Genomic DNA, 15,117 nt, shown 5'->3' with positions numbered 1-15,117 from the left:
GTGACGCACGTCACTGGGGCGCGCAGCGAGCGCTGCGATGGATTGTTCCGGCGCCGCCGGAAATTGTCCCGGCCTGCCAGCGGCCGCGACGTGCCACAATACTGGACCGTCCAGTCTGCTTATGTTCAGCCGGCTGACCCCACCCTTCGATGTCTAAAAAACGTTAATGGTGCCCATGTCGGCTTCCGCCTCCAGTCTGGTGCAGTTGTCCAACGTCCGCATCGACCGGAGCGGACGCACGATCCTGCGTGACGTTTCCCTGCAGGTTCCGCAGGGCAGCATCACCGCCGTGCTCGGCCCGTCCGGCAGCGGCAAGTCGACCCTGCTGGCCGCACTGACCGGCGAACTGCGCCCGGTTGCCGGCGAGGTCACCCTGTTCGGCAAGCCGATCCCGCATGACAGCGGCGCGCTGCTGGAAATGCGCAAGAGCGTGGGCGTGCTGCTGCAGGGCAATGGCCTGCTGACCGACCTCACCGTGGCCGAGAACGTCGCCCTGCCCCTGCGCACCCATACCCGCCTGCCGGCGGCGGTGCTGCGCCGGCTGGTGCAGATGAAGCTGCACGCGGTGGGCCTGCTGGCCGCCGCCGATGCCTGGCCGCGCGAGCTGTCCGGCGGCATGGCGCGCCGCGTGGCACTGGCCCGCGCGCTGGCCCTGGACCCGCCGCTGATGATCTACGACGAGCCGCTGACCGGGCTGGACCCGATCGCCTCGGGGGTCATCATGAGCCTGATCCAGCGCCTCAACCACAGCTTGGGCCTGACCAGCATCATCGTCAGCCACCACGTGCACGAGACCCTGCCGATCTGCGACCAGGTGATCGCCATTGCCAATGGCGGCATCGTGTTCCAGGGCACGCCCGAAGCGCTGCAGTCAAGCGAGGACCCGCTGCTGCGGCAGTTCCTGCACGGCCAGCCCGATGGTCCCATTCCGTTCGATGCCGCGCCGCGCGCGAGGGTTGCCTGATGCCGTTCGTGCAAGCCACCCGTTCGCTGGGCCGCGCCGGCCTGTTCTCGCTGACCGTGCTGCGCGGTTCGCTGCCCACGCGTGATTTCCTCGCCGAGCTGACCCGCGAGATCTACAAGATCGGCGCGCGTTCGCTGCCGATCATCGCCGTCGGCGGTGCCTTCGTCGGCCTGGTGCTGACCCTGCAGGGCTACCGCACACTGACGACCTTCGGTGCGGCCGACGCGCTGTCGACCCTGCTCGGCCTGTCGCTGTACCGCGAGCTGGCACCGGTGCTGACCGCGCTGCTGTTCATCGGCCGCGCCGGCAGCTCGATCGCCGCCGAACTGGGCCTGATGCGTGCCACCGACCAGATCAAGGCGCTGGAGCTGATGGCCATCGACCCGGTCGCCAAGGCCGTGGCCCCGCGCTTCTGGGCGGCGGTGCTGACCGTGCCGCTGCTGACCGGCATTTTCTGTTCGTTGGCCATCAGTGCCAGCTATTTCGAAGCGGTGCACGTGCTGGGCCTGGACAATGGCGTGTTCTGGTCGGCGCTGCGCAACAGCGTGGACTTCTGGGATGACTTCGGCGTGGCGATGCTGAAGTCGGCGATCTTCGGCGGCACCGCCGCGCTGGTCGCGTCCTACGTCGGTTTCCACGCCGAGCCGACCATCGAAGGTACGTCGGTGGCCACCACCCGTGCGGTGGTCAACGCCTCGCTGCTGGTGCTGATGTTCAACTTCGTGCTGTCGGCAATGTTGTTCACCTAACCCCTCCTCCGGCGGTGCGCAGCGCGCGCGGCCACCACGACTCGATCAGGTAATCCACATGGCCATACGCGGTCCCAGACTCGAATTCTCCGTCGGCGCATTCCTGCTGCTGGCCCTGGCATCGCTGATGGTGCTGGCCGTGGCCTCGACCAACCAGCGCTGGAGCTGGGGCGGCCAGGGCTATGAGCTGAAGGCACGCTTCTCCCAGGTCGGCCAGCTGCGCAAGCAGGCGCCGGTGAAGATCGGCGGCGTCACCGTCGGCCAGGTCGCCTCGATTGAACTGGACCCGGTGAAGTTCGAATCGATCGTGACCCTGCGCATGGACAGCAAGGTCAAGGACCTGCCGGCCGACACCTCCGCCGGCATCTTCACCAGCGGTTTGCTCGGCGAGAGCTATATCGGTCTGCAGCCCGGTGGTGATCCGGAAGTACTGAAGCCCGGTGAGGAGATCGTCTTCACCCAGCCGGCGGTGGACCTGCTGCAGCTGGTCGGCAAGTACATGTTCAGTGGCAGCGCCGGTGGCGCTGGCCAGAAACCCAACGATGGCGAGCAGTCGCCTGCAACGGAACCGCAACCATGAAGATGAAACTGATCCCGGCCCTGCTGGCCTCGTCGCTGCTGCTGGCCTCCCCGTTCCTGGCCCAGGCGCAGTCCACCGCCCCCGCCGTGACCGCCCCGCAGGGCCAGGCCGGCAAGGTGGTGATCGACGCCAGCAGCCGCATCATGTCGACCCTGCAGCAGCGCCGCGCTGAGTTCACCAGCAACCCCGCCAGCCTGCGCAGCTACATCGACAGCGAGCTGACCCGCACCTTCGACCGCGACTATGCCGCGCGCCTGGTGCTGGGCACGCACGCCCGCGGCGCCTCCGACGCCGACATCAAGCTGTTCGCCGATGCGATGGCCGACAGCCTGATGCAGCGCTACGGCTCGACCCTGCTGAACATCCAGGGCAAGCCGAGCTTCCGCCTGAAGGGCGAGAGCCCGTTGCCGGGCAACCGCGGCGTGCGCGTGGCCACCGAACTGGTGCGTGCCGGCAACGAGCCGACCCCGGTCGAGTACTGGATGCGCAACGTCAACGGCCAGTGGAAGATCTTCGACGTCAACATCGAAGGCATCTCCTACGTGCAGACCTTCCGCAACCAGTTCGATGCCCCGCTGCGCCAGAAGGGCATCAAGCAGGTGGCCAGCGAACTGCGCAGCGGCAGCATGCAGGCCGGACCGGCCGGCAATGGCAAGTAAGCCGCTGGCGCTGCTGGAAGGCGACGCCCTGCGCCTGCGCGGGGTGCTCGACCGTGCCGCTGTGATCGCCCTGTGGCCGCAGCTGCAGGCGTTGCCGGCAAAGCTGGCACGGCTGGAACTGGGCGAGGTCGAGCGCGTGGACAGCGCCGGCCTGGCGCTGCTGGCCGAACTGGCCGCGCGTGCCCGCACCCAGGGCCACCCGCTGTCGATTTCCGGCACCCCGGCCGGTTTCAACGAACTGAGCGCAGCCTACCGGCTGTCGCCCGATCTGGATTTCAATGCACCTTCTGCTGCGAGCTGACATGAACGTCGTACGCGCGTTTCCCCTGATGATCCTGGCCCTGGCGCTCAGCGCCTGTGCCGGCAAGCCCGCGCGCAGCGATGCGCCGGTGGCCGACACCGTGGTTCCGGCCAGCGCACCGGCCGATGCACCTGCTGCCGATGCCGGCACGGTTGACGCGGCACCGGCGGCCGCCATGGACGACGCGACGGCCACGCCGCCGCCGGCCAGGAATGCCGGAACCGATGCCGCCACGGCCGCGGCCGCCGCTGCGCCAGGTGGCGACGACGATTTCGACGCGCTGTACGGCAACGCCGGCACCGCTGCCACCACCGCTGCCTACGACCCATGGGAGCCGCTGAACCGCCGCGTGCACCGCTTCAACGTGGGCGTGGACAACGTGATCGCGCGTCCGCTGGCCACCGCCTATACCCATGTCGTGCCGCGCTTCGCGCGTACCGGCGTGAGCAACTTCTTCAGCAACATCCGTTCGCCGGTCACCATCGTCAACCAGCTGCTGCAGGGCCGCCCGGATGATGCGTGGGACACCTTCGGCCGCTTCCTGATGAACTCGACGCTGGGTATCGGTGGCCTGTTCGATCCGGCCAGCAAGGCGATGGTGCCCAACCGCCGCGAGGACTTCGGGCAGACCCTGGGTGCCTGGGGCTGGCGCCGTTCGCGTTACGTGGAACTGCCGTTCTTCGGCCCGCGTACCGTGCGCGATGTGTTCGGCCTGGCCGGTGACATGCCGCTGTCGCCGATCCGCACGATCGAGGAAGACAAGATCCGCATCGCGCTGCAGGGCCTGCAGCTGGTCGATACCCGCGCGCAGCTGATGGCGGTCGACGACCTGCGCAGCTCGGCGGTGGATGAGTACGCGCTGGTGCGCGATGCCTGGCTGCAGCGCCGCAACTACCAGATCGAGAACGACCTGCGCGGCAAGCGCGAGCGTGGCAGCGACGATGAGAATTCGCCGATCCCGGTGGATGCCATGCCGATGCCGAACTGGACCAACTGATCGCGTTGGTCCGCGCATGAAAAAACCCCGCCTTGGCGGGGTTTTTTTTTGGTCGCGGGCCCGTGCTATCAGGCGGCCAGTGCGGCGTCGATCGCCTCGCGCAGGCGCGCGTCATCGGCGGCCACGTCCGGGGCAAAGCGTGCGACCACCTTGCCATCGCGGCCGACCAGGAACTTCTCGAAGTTCCACAGCACCGCCGGTGCAGCGTGGATCGGGATCTCCTTGCTGGCCAGGCGCTCGCGCAGTGGGCCTTCGCCGATCGCCTGCGGCTGGGCCGCGGTCAGCTTCTGGTACAGCGGGTGGGTGTCTTCACCGGCCACGCTGATCTTGGCGAACATCGGGAAGGTCACGTCGTAGGTCAGCTGGCAGAACTGCTGGATTTCCGCCTCGCTGCCCGGCTCCTGGCCGAGGAAGTTGTTGGCCGGGAAACCCAGCACTTCCAGGCCCTGTGCCTGCTTTTCCGCGTACAGCGCCTGCAGGCCTTCGTACTGCGGGGTCAGGCCGCACTTGGAGGCAACGTTCACCACCAGCAGGACCTTGCCCTGGTAATCGCCCAGGGTGGACGGCTGGCCGTCGATGGTGGTGAGGGAAATGTCCTGGATCGGGGTGCTCACGCGGGGGCTCCGGCTATGCCGTGGAAAGGTCCACCAGCATAGCGCTGCGCGTATGCGTCAGGTGCGTTCAATCGACGCAGATCGTGCCCTGTGCCTTGCCGTCTTCGATGCGCTGGCGGCAGCCGAAGTTCTGGCTGGCATCACGCTGGCAGGTGCCGGCCGCCACCACCCCGGCTTCGGTTTCGCCGGTGGCCAGGCACTGGCCGCTGCAGTCGCGCTTGCCGCTGCAGGTCTTGCCCGCATCGGCATAGGGAATCACGCACTGCACGCGCTGCAGGCGGCCCAGCGGCTGCAGGGTGCCGCCGGCGGCGCGGCAATCCACGTCGCGCGCTTCCTGGTAGGCCTCGGTGGCTTCCGGTGTGTCAGGTGCGGCCGGTTGTGCGGTCGTATCGGCGGCCGGCGGCGTGCTGCTGCAGGCCGCCAACAGGGCGGCCAGGGCCAGGCTGGCAAGGAAGCGAAGGCGCATGGTCGGACCTGCAGGCGGTGATCGAGGCCGCCAGCATACGCATTGCGTGGTGCAGGTGGTGTGTCAGCGCACTCAGGTCTCTTCGCCCTCGCTGGCCTCGTCCTCGCCGCCCTCTTCCTCGGCTTCCCCGAGGTCGCCCAGCAGCTGCTGCACCTGTTCGTTGGCAAGGGTCTCCACGCCACGCAGGCGGCGCTCGATGGTGCGCGTCTTGCGGCTGGCCGCGCCGATGCTGCGGCCGACCGTGGTGATCTGCTTCTCGGCCTTCTCGAGGATGCCGGCGAACTTGCCGAACTCGCTCTTCACCGCACCCAGCAGGCTCCACACTTCGCTGGACCGCTTCTCGATGGCCAGCGTGCGGAAGCCCATCTGCAGGCTGTTGAGCAGCGCAGTGATGGTGGTCGGGCCCGCGACCACCACGCGGTGTTCGCGCTGCAGCAGGTCGACCAGGCCGGGCCGGCGGATGATCTCGGCGTACAGGCCTTCGGTGGGCAGGAACATCACCGCGAAATCGGTGGTGTGCGGCGGCACGATGTACTTCTCGCTGATCGACTTGGCCTGCACCTTCACCGCGCGCTCCAGCTGCACGCCCTGGATGCGCACCAGCTCGGCGTCACTCTGGTCCTGCGCGTCCAGCAGGCGTTCGTAGTCCTCGCGCGGGAACTTGGAATCGATCGGCAGCCACACCGGCGCATCATCGCCGCGGCCGGGCAGGCGCACCGCGATGTCAACCATCTCGTTGCTGTCCGGGCGCACCTTCACCGCACGCGCGTACTGCTCCTGGATCAGGGTCTGCTCGAGGATGTTCTCCAGCTGCACTTCACCCCAGCTGCCGCGCGTCTTGACGTTGGTCAGCACGCGCTTGAGGTCGCCCACGCCGGTGGCCAGCTGCTGCATCTCGCCCAGCCCGCGCTGCACCTGTTCCAGGCGCTCGGAGACCAGCTTGAACGACTGGCCCAGGCGCGTTTCCAGCGTGGTCTGCAGCTTCTCGTCCACGGTCACGCGCATCTGTTCCAGCTTCTGCGCATTGTCGCTCTGCAGCGCGCGCAGCTGTTCTTCCAGGGTCGCGCGCATCTCGGCGATGCGTTGTTCGTTGCGCTGGGTCAGTTCCTGCAGGCGCAGGCCCAGGCTTTCAGTCAGGCGCTGCTGCGACTGCGCGCCTTCCTCGCGGCCCTTGCGGGCATCGTCCACCAGTGTCTGGCGCAGCGCACCCAGCTGGGTGTCGGTACGCGTGGTCAGTTCCTGCAGCTGCTGGCCGAAGGCATGGATGCGCGCCTCCTGCTGCTGGCCGAACACTTCCAGCTGCGCGCGCAGTTCCTGCAGGCGCTGGCCCATCAATGCACCACTGCGCTGCTGGCTTTCGGCTGCTTCGGCGCGGGCCTTGCGTGCGTCTTCGCCAAGCGCTTCGCGCAGTAGGTCCAGGCGCTGGTCGGTGCGGGTGGACAGGTCGGTCAGCGCCCGGGCGAAGCCGTCCAGCTGTTCGCGCAGTTCGCTGCGGCCGGCCCGCGCCTCCTCGCGCACCGCCTGTTCCAGGCGGTCGTGGGGCGGACGGCGCAGCAGGGCGATCAGCTGCAGGACGAGGACGGCCAGCAGGAGGCCGCCGATGAGCAGGAATTCGGTTTGCATGCCACCAGTGTAGGCTGGCCCCGTCTCAAACGCTGCGTCTGACCATGCTCGAACTGTACGGAAAGCCGACCTCGATCAACGTGCGCAAGGTGCTGTGGCTGTGCGCCGGGCTGGACCTGGCGGTGCAGCACCACGCCGCCCCCGATGCGGAGCTGCTGCGCGGGCTGAACCCGAACGCACAGGTGCCGGTGCTGCGCGAGGGCGACTTCGTGCTGTGGGAATCCAACAGCATCTGCCGCTACCTGGCCACGCGCGCCGGGCGCAACGATCTGCTGCCGGTCGAACCGCAGGCACGGGCACGGGTGGAACAGTGGATGGACTGGCAGGCGACCGATCTGAACACGGCGTGGCGCCATGTGTTCATGGCGCGCGTGCGCGGGCATGCGGATTACCCGGACGATGCGCGGGCGGAGGCGGGCCTGGCGCAGTGGAACCGGCTGATGGCGATGCTGGATGCGCAGCTGGCGCGCCACACGTACGTGGCCAGTGAAGACTTCACTCTGGCTGACATCGTACTGGGGCTGTCCACGCAGCGCTGGCGCAGCACGCCGGGCGGGAAGCCGGTGCTGGCGAATGTCGATGCGTGGTTCGAGCGGTTGCGGCGGCAGCCGGGGTTTGCTGTGCACGTCGACAACGGGGTTGCCTGAGGGGTGGGTCTTTTTGCAGGGCTTGCAGCCCTGCACCTGCAGAAGCCGAAGCCAGAGCAACAGCAGAAGCAGGCTATCCGTGGGATGGCGGGGTGGGTCCGGTTACGGGGGACGCCGTGAATCCGTCCATGGAGGCTCGGTCGCGCCATCCATGGCGCTCACGCCCCCGCAACCGGACCCACCCCGCCTTCGACAGTTTCCCGCTGCTGATGGTGGGTGCCGACCATTGGTCGGCACGGGGCCGGCTCTGGTAGGTGTCGACCTTGGTCGACACGCGAGCGAAGCGACCGGCTTCTGCTCTTCTTTTTTCTTTTCCGTGGCTGGACGCGCACGGAGACTGTCAGAGGTCGGGCGGGTGGGTTGCGCGGGGGTGTCGGCCGCATGGATGCGGCTGACAAGCCTCCATGGACGGATTCACGGCGTCCCCCGCGCAACCCACCCGCCCGACCAAGCGCAGGAATTTGCTTTCCGCGACCAGCCACGAGGGGCTCAGCCGTTGGCCTGGATCCTTACCAGCCTTCCAGCACGATCTTGCCCTTCGCGCGATTGCTCTCCACCAGCGCATGTGCGCGCCGCAGGTTGGCGGCATTGATGCGCCCGAAGTGCTCGCCCAGCGTCGTCTGCAGCACGCCGGCATCGATCAGCTCGGCCACGCGGTTCAGCAGGTCGTGCTGGCGCTGCATGTCGGCGGTCTTGAACAGCGGGCGGGTGAACATCAGTTCCCAGTGCAGCGACAGCGCCTTGCGCTTCAGCGCCATCACGTCCAGCTGGCCGGGGTCGTCGATCAGGCCCAGCTGGCCCTGCGGCGCCAGCACTTCCACGATCTGCGCGTAATGCTGGTCGGTGTGGGTCAGGCTGGCCACGTGCTCGACCTGCGGGATGCCCAGCCGGGCCAGGCCTTCGGTCAGGGGCAGGCTGTGGTCGATCACGTGGTGCGCGCCCATCGCGTACACCCAGTCCTGCGTGTCCGGGCGCGAGGCGGTGCCGATCACGGTCAGCTTGGTCAGCGTGCGTGCCAGCTGCACCAGGATCGAGCCGACGCCGCCTGCCGCGCCGATCACCAGCAGGGTCTGGCCTTCACCACCGCCCTCGGCGATGTGCAGGCGGTCGAACAGCAGTTCCCAAGCGGTGATCGCGGTCAGCGGCAGGGCCGCGGCGGCGGCATCGTCGAGGCTGGCCGGCTTGCGGCCGACGCTGCGCTCGTCCACCAGCTGGTATTCGGCATTGCTGCCCGAGCGGTCGATCACGCCGGCGTAGTAGACCGCGTCGCCGGGCTGGAACAGGGTCACCTCGCTGCCCACCGCATCGACCACGCCCACCGCATCCCAGCCCAGCACGCGCGGGCCCTCGGTGGCGGCGTTGCGGCGCACCTTGGTATCCACCGGGTTCACCGCCACCGCGCGCACCGCCACCCGCAGGTCACGCGGGCCCGGCTGCGGCAGGTCCAGGTCGATGTCGATCAGGGCCTGCGGGTCATCGATCGGCAGGCCGGCGTGGGTGTAGGCAATGGCGCGCATGGCAGCGGTCCAAGGGGGAAAGGGATCCACAGCGTGCGCCGCGCGCGGCTCCCCGGAAAGGCGCAGAATCGGTCAGCACTTTCACTCCGGCAATGAAAATGATCCGTATCGACGATCTGCAGCTGTTCGTCCGCACCGCCGCGCTGGGCAGCTTTTCGCAGGCTGCACGCGAGGCCGACCTGCTGCCCGGCCAGGTGGCCGCCGCGGTGGCGCGGCTGGAACGCGAGCTGGACCTGCGCCTGTTCGTGCGCACCACCCGCAGCCTGCGCCTGACCGGCGAGGGCGCGCTGTACCTGCCCTACGCGCAGGAGGTGCTGGCTACCCTGCGCGAGGGCCAGGCCCGCGTGCAGGGCGAGGACGCCGACCTGCACGGCACCCTGCAGCTGTCGGCGCCGTCGGATTTCGGCCGCAACCTGCTGCTGCCGTGGCTGGCCACGTTCCGCGCCGCGCACCCGCGGCTGCGCCTGCACCTGCGCCTGTCCGACGAAGTGGCCGACGTGTTCCGCGACCCGGTGGACGTGGCGATCCGCCTGGGACACTTCGACGACGCCAGCTACGTGGCCTTGCCGCTGCTGGAGGGCAACCGCCGCGTGCTGGCGGCGTCGCCCGCCTACCTGCAGCGGCGTGGCGTACCGGCACGGCTGGAGGACCTGCGCGAGCACGACTGCCTGGCGTACCAGCTGGGCGGACGCACCCACGACCGCTGGGCGTTCGAGGTCGAGGGACGACGCGTGGTGGTACCGGTGCGCGGCCCGCTGGTCTGCGACGATGCAGACGTGGTGCGGCGCTGGGCCGTGGCCGGTGAAGGCATCACCTACAAATCCTGGCTGGACCTGCGCGAGGACGTGCAGGCCGGGCGCCTGCAGGTGCTGCTGGACGGCGTCGGCAGCCACATCCCGCTGCAGCTGGTGTGCCCGCACCGCAAGCAGTTCTCGCCGGCGGTGCGGCAGCTGCACGCGCAGCTGCGCGACCACCTGCAACCGCTGCTGTCCGGCCTGCCCGGTGGCGAGGGCGGCCCCCTGTCGCCGGCCGCGGCGGTGGCCGACAATGGCGCCCCCCCGCAACAACAATGAGCCATGCCATGCCGTGGATGGGCATCCAGGACCTGTGGACGTTCCTGCTCGCCGTGCTGGTGTTCCTCGCCCTGCCCGGGCCCGGCACCTTCACCCTGCTTACTGCCACCGGCCGCGGCGGCATGCGCGGCGGCTACACCGCGCTGGCCGGCCTGCTGCTCGGTGACCAGATCCTGATGTGGCTGGCGCTGGCCGGCGTTGCCGCGCTGCTGAAGGCCAACCCGCTGGTGTTCCACGCGGTGCAGTACCTCGGTGCCGCGTACCTGGTGTGGGTGGGCATCAGCCTGCTGCGCACGCCGAAGAACGAGGGCGGTGACGCCGGCCCGATCCGCATGCAGCCCGGCCGCTACTTCCAGCAGGCGATCCTGGTCAGCCTGCTCAACCCGAAGGCGATTTTGTTCTACATGGCCTTCCTGCCGCTGTTCATCGATCCGAAGGCGCACCACGGCATCGCGACCTTCGCGGCGCTGGCCGGCATCATCTTCGTGGTCAGCGTGGCGTACTGCTCGCTGCTGATCGGCGCGGGCAACCTGGCCCGCCGCCATCTCATCCAGCATCCGCGCATCAGCACCGTGCTGCGCCGCGTGGCCGGCCTGTTCCTGTTCGGCTTCGGCATCCGCCTGGGGTTGAACGGATGATCCGGCGGCTGGCAGTGCTGGTGTTTGCCGTACTGCTGGCCGGCACCGCGGCGGAGGCTACGGCGCAGGACCATCGCTGCCTGACCGGCGGCCGCGACGACAGCCTGCACCTGCTGTGGCGCTGGCTCGACGATGGGAGCGCCGATGTCCAGTACGCCGGGCAGCCCACGCGCCTGCGTGTGCGCCGGGTCTCGCAGGACACCACGGTGCTTGCCGAAGACCGGCCCTACCGGTTCGACAGTGTGTGGGAAGAGCGCATCGAGGGCCGCCGCAACGGGCGCTACTACCTGACCACGCAGGGCGCGCGCGTCTACGGTTTCAGCTACGAGCACGCGCGCGATGGGCGGCGCACGGAGTTCAGTGAAGACCTTGAGGCGTGGCAGGAAGACGGCTGCCATTGGCGGGGTGTCGAACCGCTGACCGTAGCGTCGAGCCTGCTCGACTGATGCAAGGAGCAGTCGAGCATGGCTCGACTCTACAAAGGCGGCGGAGCAGTCGAGCAAGCTCGACTCTACCTATCGTGCAGTTCCGCGCGCAGGTGGTCGATGAACACCCGCAGCTTGGGCGCCATCTGCTCGCGCGCCGGGTAGTACAGGTGGAAACCGGGAAACGGCGGCTGCCAGTCCTGCAGCACGCTCTGCAGTCGCCCGGCGGCGATGTCGTCGGCCATCAGCGAGGCGAAGCCCTGGGCCATGCCCAGCCCGGCCAGCACGGCGCGATGGGCGACGCCGGCATCGTTGAACACCAGCCGCCCGCTCACTTCCACGTCCAGCTCGTGGCCCTCGCGGCTGAACTCCCAGGGCATCAGCCGGCCGTTGGCCAGGCGGTGCACGATGCAGGCGTGGCCCTGCAGGTCATGCGGGGTCTGCGGCACGCCATGGCGTTCGAAGTAGGCCGGCGTCGCCACCACCACCTGCCGTTCGGGCGGCCCGACCGGCACCGCGATCATCCCCTGGGCCAGTGATTCGCCCAGGCGGATGCCGGCATCGAAGCCCTCCCCCACCAGATCGGTCAGTGCCGGGTCGACGCACAGTTCCACCTGCACCTGAGGGTAACGCGCCAGGAAATCCGGCAGCCGCGGCAGCACCATGCGGTCGGCGACGATGCGCGGCAGGGTCACCCGCAGTCGCCCGGCCGGCACCGAGCGGGCGCTGTCCAGTTCGGCGAAGGCCTGGTCGATCTGGTCGAGGCCGCCACGCACCCGCTGCAGGAAACGCGCGCCGTGCTCGGTCAGGCCCACCCGCCGCGTGGTCCGCTGCAGCAGGCGCACGCCCATCCGTGCTTCCAGCGCGCGCACGCTCTGCGACAGCGCCGAGGTCGACACACCCAGTGCATCGGCGGCACGGGTGAAGCTGGCATGCTCGGCCACGTGGACGAAGGCGACCACGGCCGTCAGCGGGGCGGAGGCATCCATTGTGAAGCCAGCCTTCAAGGTGAGTCAGGTTGTACGCAGTTTATTCGCATGATCGACAGGAGGAAGCTAAGCCCCACGCCGCCGCCCATCCGGGCGAGGTGCTTCCCCCAAGGAGATCCGCATGAAGACCCGTACCCTCGGCCTCGCCGGCCCAACCGTGTCCGCCCTCGGCCTGGGCTGCATGGGCATGAGCGCCTACTACGGCGGCCGCAGCAGTGAGGATGACGCCATTGCCGTCATCCAGCACGCGCTGGACCGTGGCCTGACCCTGCTCGACACCGCCGATGTGTATGGCCCGCACACCAACGAAGCGCTGGTCGGCCGCGCGATTGCCGGCCGCCGCAACCAAGTGTTCCTGGCCAGCAAGTTCGGCATCGGCCTGGACCCTTCCGACCCGCAGGCGCGGCAGGTCAACGGCCACCCGGACTATGTGCAGGCCGCCTGCGAGGCCAGCCTGCGCCGCCTGGGCGTGGACCACATCGACCTGTATTACCAGCACCGCGTCGACCCCACCGTGCCGATCGAGGACACCGTGGGTGCGATGGCGCGCCTGGTGGAACAGGGCAAGGTGCGCTGGCTGGGCCTGTCCGAGGCCTCGGCAGCCACCCTGCGCCGGGCGCATGCGGTGCACCCGATCACCGCCGTGCAGAGCGAGTACTCGCTGTGGTCGCGCGAGCCGGAACAGAACGGGGTGCTGGCCACCACGGCGGAACTGGGCATCGGCTTCGTGCCGTATTCGCCGCTGGGCCGTGGCTTCCTGACCGGCGCCATCCGCAGCCCGGATGATTTCGAGGCCGACGATTACCGGCGGACCTCGCCGCGCTTCGAAGGCGCGAACTTCCAGCGCAACCTGGCGCTGGTGGACACCGTGCAGGCGCTGGCCGCCGAACGCGGCATCGCCGCCTCGCAGCTCGCCCTGGCCTGGGTGCTGTCACGTGGCGAGCACATCGTGCCGATTCCGGGCACGACGCGGCAGGCACGGCTGGACGAGAACCTCGGTGCGCTGCAGGTCGAACTGGATGCGGCCACGCTGGACGCACTGGATGCGGCCTTCCCGATGAATGCCGCGGCCGGCGAGCGTTATTCGGTCAGTGGCATGGCCAACATCGAGTCCTAGGGGCGGCTTCGGCCGGATTGTGCCGATTCCGGCAGCCTGGTCGGGGCGAAGCGCGCGCCCCGGCGGGTATGACCCTCGCCAGTGGTAATGCTGCGCTGCGTTCGGTCACACTCGGGAACTTGTCGTTCCAAGTCATCCCCTTCCGAGGCCTGCATGTCCCTGCTCCGGCGCAAGTCGCTAGATTCCGTCACTGTCCATGAAGCCGGTCGGCGCCTGGTGCCGACCCTCAGCTGGCCGCACCTGATCGCCCTGGGCATCGGTGCCATCGTCGGCACCGGCATCTACACGCTCATCGGCGTCGGCGCCAACCTGGCCGGTCCTGCGGTGCTGATCTCCTTCGCCATCGCCGGTGCGGTCTGCGCCTGCGCGGCGCTGTCCTATGCCGAGCTGTCGACGATGATGCCGGCCGCCGGCAGCGCCTACACCTACAGCTACAGCGCGCTGGGCGAGGTGTTCGCCTGGGTGGTGGGCTGGAGCCTGATCCTCGAATACTCGCTGGTGGTCAGTACAGTGGCGGTCGGCTGGTCCGGCTACTTCGTCGGCTTCCTCGAATGGGCGCATACCCAGTTCGGCTGGAACATCACGCTGCCGGCCGCACTCGCTGCGGGCCCGCATGTCGCCGGTGGCTTCATCAACCTGCCGGCGATCGTCATCACCTGGCTGGTCGCGCTGATGCTGATGGCCGGCACCAAGGAAAGCGCCACGCTCAATGCCATCCTGGTGGTGTTCAAGCTGATCGCGCTGGCGATCTTCGTGGCCATCGCCCTGCCCGCCTTCGACAGCGCCAACCTGCAGCCGTTCATGCCGTACGGGTTCGCCAAATCGATGGGGCCTGATGGCGTCGAGCATGGCGTGATGGCGGCGGCGGCAATCATCTTCTTCGCCTTCTACGGCTTCGATGCGATCTCTACCGCGGCCGAAGAAACCAAGAACCCGGGCCGTGACCTGTCCATCGGCATCATCGGTTCGATGATCGGCTGCACCATCGTCTACGTGCTGGTGGCGCTGGCCGCCGTGGGTGCGATGAGCTACGCAGTGTTCGGCCACAGCGCTGAACCGCTCGCCCTGATCATGCGCCAGCTCGGCCATCCGACCGCCGCCATGGTGATCGGCGTGATCGCGATCATCGCCCTGCCGACCGTGCTGCTGGCCTTCCTGTACGGGCAGAGCCGCATCTTCTTCGTGATGAGCCGCGACGGCCTGCTGCCGCGTGGCCTGTCCAAGGTCAACGCACGCACCGGCACGCCGGTGGCGACCACGCTGTTCACCGCAGTGGTGGTGTCGGCGCTGGCCGGCGTGGCACGCCTGGACGAGATCGCGGCTCTGGCCAACGCCGGTACCCTGGCCGCGTTCACCGCCGTGGGCATCTGCCTGGTGGTGCTGCGTCTGCGCGAACCGGACCGTGCCCGTACCTTCCGCACGCCGCTGGCCTTCGTGGTCGGTCCGCTGGCCGCACTGGGCTGCATCTACCTGTTCCTCAGCCTGCCGCACACCACCCAGCTGTACTTCCTGGTGTGGAACGTGGTCGGCCTGGTGCTGTACTTCCTGTACAGCCGCCGCAATGCGTTGATCGCGAAGTAAAGGAGGCGCCGGGCACGACCCGGCGCTCTTTCTGTAGAGTGGGGGGGGGGGGGGGGGGGGGGGGGGGGGGGGGGGGGGGGGGGGGGGGGGGGGGGGGGGGGCGGGGGGGGGGGGGGGGGGGGGGGGGGGGGGGGGGGGGGGGGGGGGGGGGGGGGGGGGGGGGGGGGGGGGGGGGGG

17 protein-coding genes are annotated in these 15,117 nt (G+C 68.9%); 12 read left to right on the top strand and 5 right to left on the bottom strand.

Annotated features, from left to right (window positions below; translation table 11 throughout):
- Nucleotides 1–175: 175 nt before the first annotated feature.
- From NQ204_RS15195 to NQ204_RS15170, 6 genes are read left to right on the top strand one after another with little or no spacing between them, the layout of a single operon-like run.
- Entirely contained in the window at nt 176–964 is a 789-nt protein-coding gene (locus NQ204_RS15195; protein ID WP_116864899.1) for an ABC transporter ATP-binding protein, read from the top strand.
- Nucleotides 964–1,713 (top strand): MlaE family lipid ABC transporter permease subunit, encoded by a 750-nt coding sequence (locus NQ204_RS15190; protein WP_079224408.1) that lies wholly within the window; start codon nt 964–966, stop codon nt 1,711–1,713. Before NQ204_RS15195 ends, NQ204_RS15190 begins: the two co-directional genes overlap by 1 nt.
- Before the next feature lie 58 nt (nt 1,714–1,771).
- Nucleotides 1,772–2,293, top strand: a complete 522-nt coding sequence (gene mlaD, locus NQ204_RS15185) for an outer membrane lipid asymmetry maintenance protein MlaD (protein ID WP_079224410.1) — start codon at nt 1,772–1,774, stop codon at nt 2,291–2,293.
- Nucleotides 2,290–2,952 (top strand): MlaC/ttg2D family ABC transporter substrate-binding protein, encoded by a 663-nt coding sequence (locus NQ204_RS15180; protein ID WP_108770538.1) that lies wholly within the window; start codon nt 2,290–2,292, stop codon nt 2,950–2,952. Before mlaD ends, NQ204_RS15180 begins: the two co-directional genes overlap by 4 nt.
- Nucleotides 2,942–3,253 carry an STAS domain-containing protein gene (locus NQ204_RS15175; RefSeq protein WP_116864896.1) on the top strand — a complete coding sequence of 104 codons (312 nt, stop codon included), beginning with the start codon at nt 2,942–2,944 and terminating at the stop codon, nt 3,251–3,253. The genes NQ204_RS15180 and NQ204_RS15175 overlap by 11 nt, the downstream gene beginning before the upstream one ends.
- Nucleotide 3,254: 1 nt before the next feature.
- Complete coding sequence (locus NQ204_RS15170) at nt 3,255–4,250, top strand: MlaA family lipoprotein (RefSeq protein WP_116864895.1); 996 nt, start codon at nt 3,255–3,257, stop codon at nt 4,248–4,250.
- Between the two features lie 68 nt (nt 4,251–4,318).
- On the opposite strand, the gene NQ204_RS15165 is transcribed toward NQ204_RS15170, so the two are convergent.
- From NQ204_RS15165 to NQ204_RS15155, 3 genes are all read right to left on the bottom strand, one after another.
- A complete protein-coding gene (locus NQ204_RS15165) occupies nt 4,319–4,864 on the bottom strand; it encodes a glutathione peroxidase (protein WP_108766897.1) in 546 nt (181 codons plus the stop codon).
- A gap of 67 nt (nt 4,865–4,931) precedes the next feature.
- Nucleotides 4,932–5,330, bottom strand: coding sequence for a hypothetical protein (locus tag NQ204_RS15160; RefSeq protein ID WP_256644315.1), 399 nt, complete (start codon nt 5,328–5,330; stop codon nt 4,932–4,934).
- A 72-nt stretch (nt 5,331–5,402) separates the two neighbouring features.
- A complete protein-coding gene (locus tag NQ204_RS15155; RefSeq protein WP_256644314.1) occupies nt 5,403–6,953 on the bottom strand; it encodes a DNA recombination protein RmuC in 1,551 nt (516 codons plus the stop codon).
- 44 nt (nt 6,954–6,997) lie between these two features.
- On the opposite strand from NQ204_RS15155, the gene NQ204_RS15150 reads away from it, so the two are divergent.
- A complete protein-coding gene (locus tag NQ204_RS15150) occupies nt 6,998–7,600 on the top strand; it encodes a glutathione S-transferase family protein (protein ID WP_256644313.1) in 603 nt (200 codons plus the stop codon).
- 509 nt (nt 7,601–8,109) lie between these two features.
- On the opposite strand, the gene NQ204_RS15145 is transcribed toward NQ204_RS15150, so the two are convergent.
- Nucleotides 8,110–9,117, bottom strand: a complete 1,008-nt coding sequence (locus tag NQ204_RS15145) for a zinc-binding alcohol dehydrogenase family protein (protein ID WP_256644312.1) — start codon at nt 9,115–9,117, stop codon at nt 8,110–8,112.
- 92 nt (nt 9,118–9,209) lie between these two features.
- On the opposite strand from NQ204_RS15145, the gene NQ204_RS15140 reads away from it, so the two are divergent.
- The 3 genes from NQ204_RS15140 to NQ204_RS15130 are packed head-to-tail and all read left to right on the top strand — an operon-like array spanning nt 9,210 to nt 11,274.
- Nucleotides 9,210–10,190, top strand: coding sequence for a LysR family transcriptional regulator (locus NQ204_RS15140; RefSeq protein WP_256644311.1), 981 nt, complete (start codon nt 9,210–9,212; stop codon nt 10,188–10,190).
- Nucleotides 10,191–10,198: 8 nt separating this feature from the next.
- Nucleotides 10,199–10,828, top strand: a complete 630-nt coding sequence (gene leuE / locus NQ204_RS15135; protein ID WP_343238528.1) for a leucine efflux protein LeuE — start codon at nt 10,199–10,201, stop codon at nt 10,826–10,828.
- Nucleotides 10,825–11,274: a glycoside hydrolase family protein gene (locus NQ204_RS15130; protein ID WP_256644309.1), complete on the top strand. Its 450-nt coding sequence runs from the start codon at nt 10,825–10,827 to the stop codon at nt 11,272–11,274. Before leuE ends, NQ204_RS15130 begins: the two co-directional genes overlap by 4 nt.
- Nucleotides 11,275–11,339: 65 nt before the next feature.
- On the opposite strand, the gene NQ204_RS15125 is transcribed toward NQ204_RS15130, so the two are convergent.
- The gene (locus tag NQ204_RS15125; RefSeq protein ID WP_256644308.1) at nt 11,340–12,242 is read right to left on the bottom strand and encodes a LysR family transcriptional regulator; all 903 of its coding nucleotides are present in this window, start codon (nt 12,240–12,242) and stop codon (nt 11,340–11,342) included.
- A 121-nt stretch (nt 12,243–12,363) separates the two neighbouring features.
- On the opposite strand from NQ204_RS15125, the gene NQ204_RS15120 reads away from it, so the two are divergent.
- Entirely contained in the window at nt 12,364–13,359 is a 996-nt protein-coding gene (locus NQ204_RS15120; RefSeq protein WP_256644307.1) for an aldo/keto reductase, read from the top strand.
- 153 nt (nt 13,360–13,512) lie between these two features.
- Complete coding sequence (locus tag NQ204_RS15115; protein WP_116864014.1) at nt 13,513–14,940, top strand: amino acid permease; 1,428 nt, start codon at nt 13,513–13,515, stop codon at nt 14,938–14,940.
- Nucleotides 14,941–15,117: the final 177 nt, after the last annotated feature.

It is taken from the genome of Stenotrophomonas testudinis (genome assembly GCF_024499815.1).
In the GTDB taxonomy this organism is placed as follows: Bacteria; Pseudomonadota; Gammaproteobacteria; order Xanthomonadales; family Xanthomonadaceae; genus Stenotrophomonas.
Note: the sequence above shows the minus strand (reverse complement) of the source record. Positions and strands in the feature narration are given on the sequence as shown.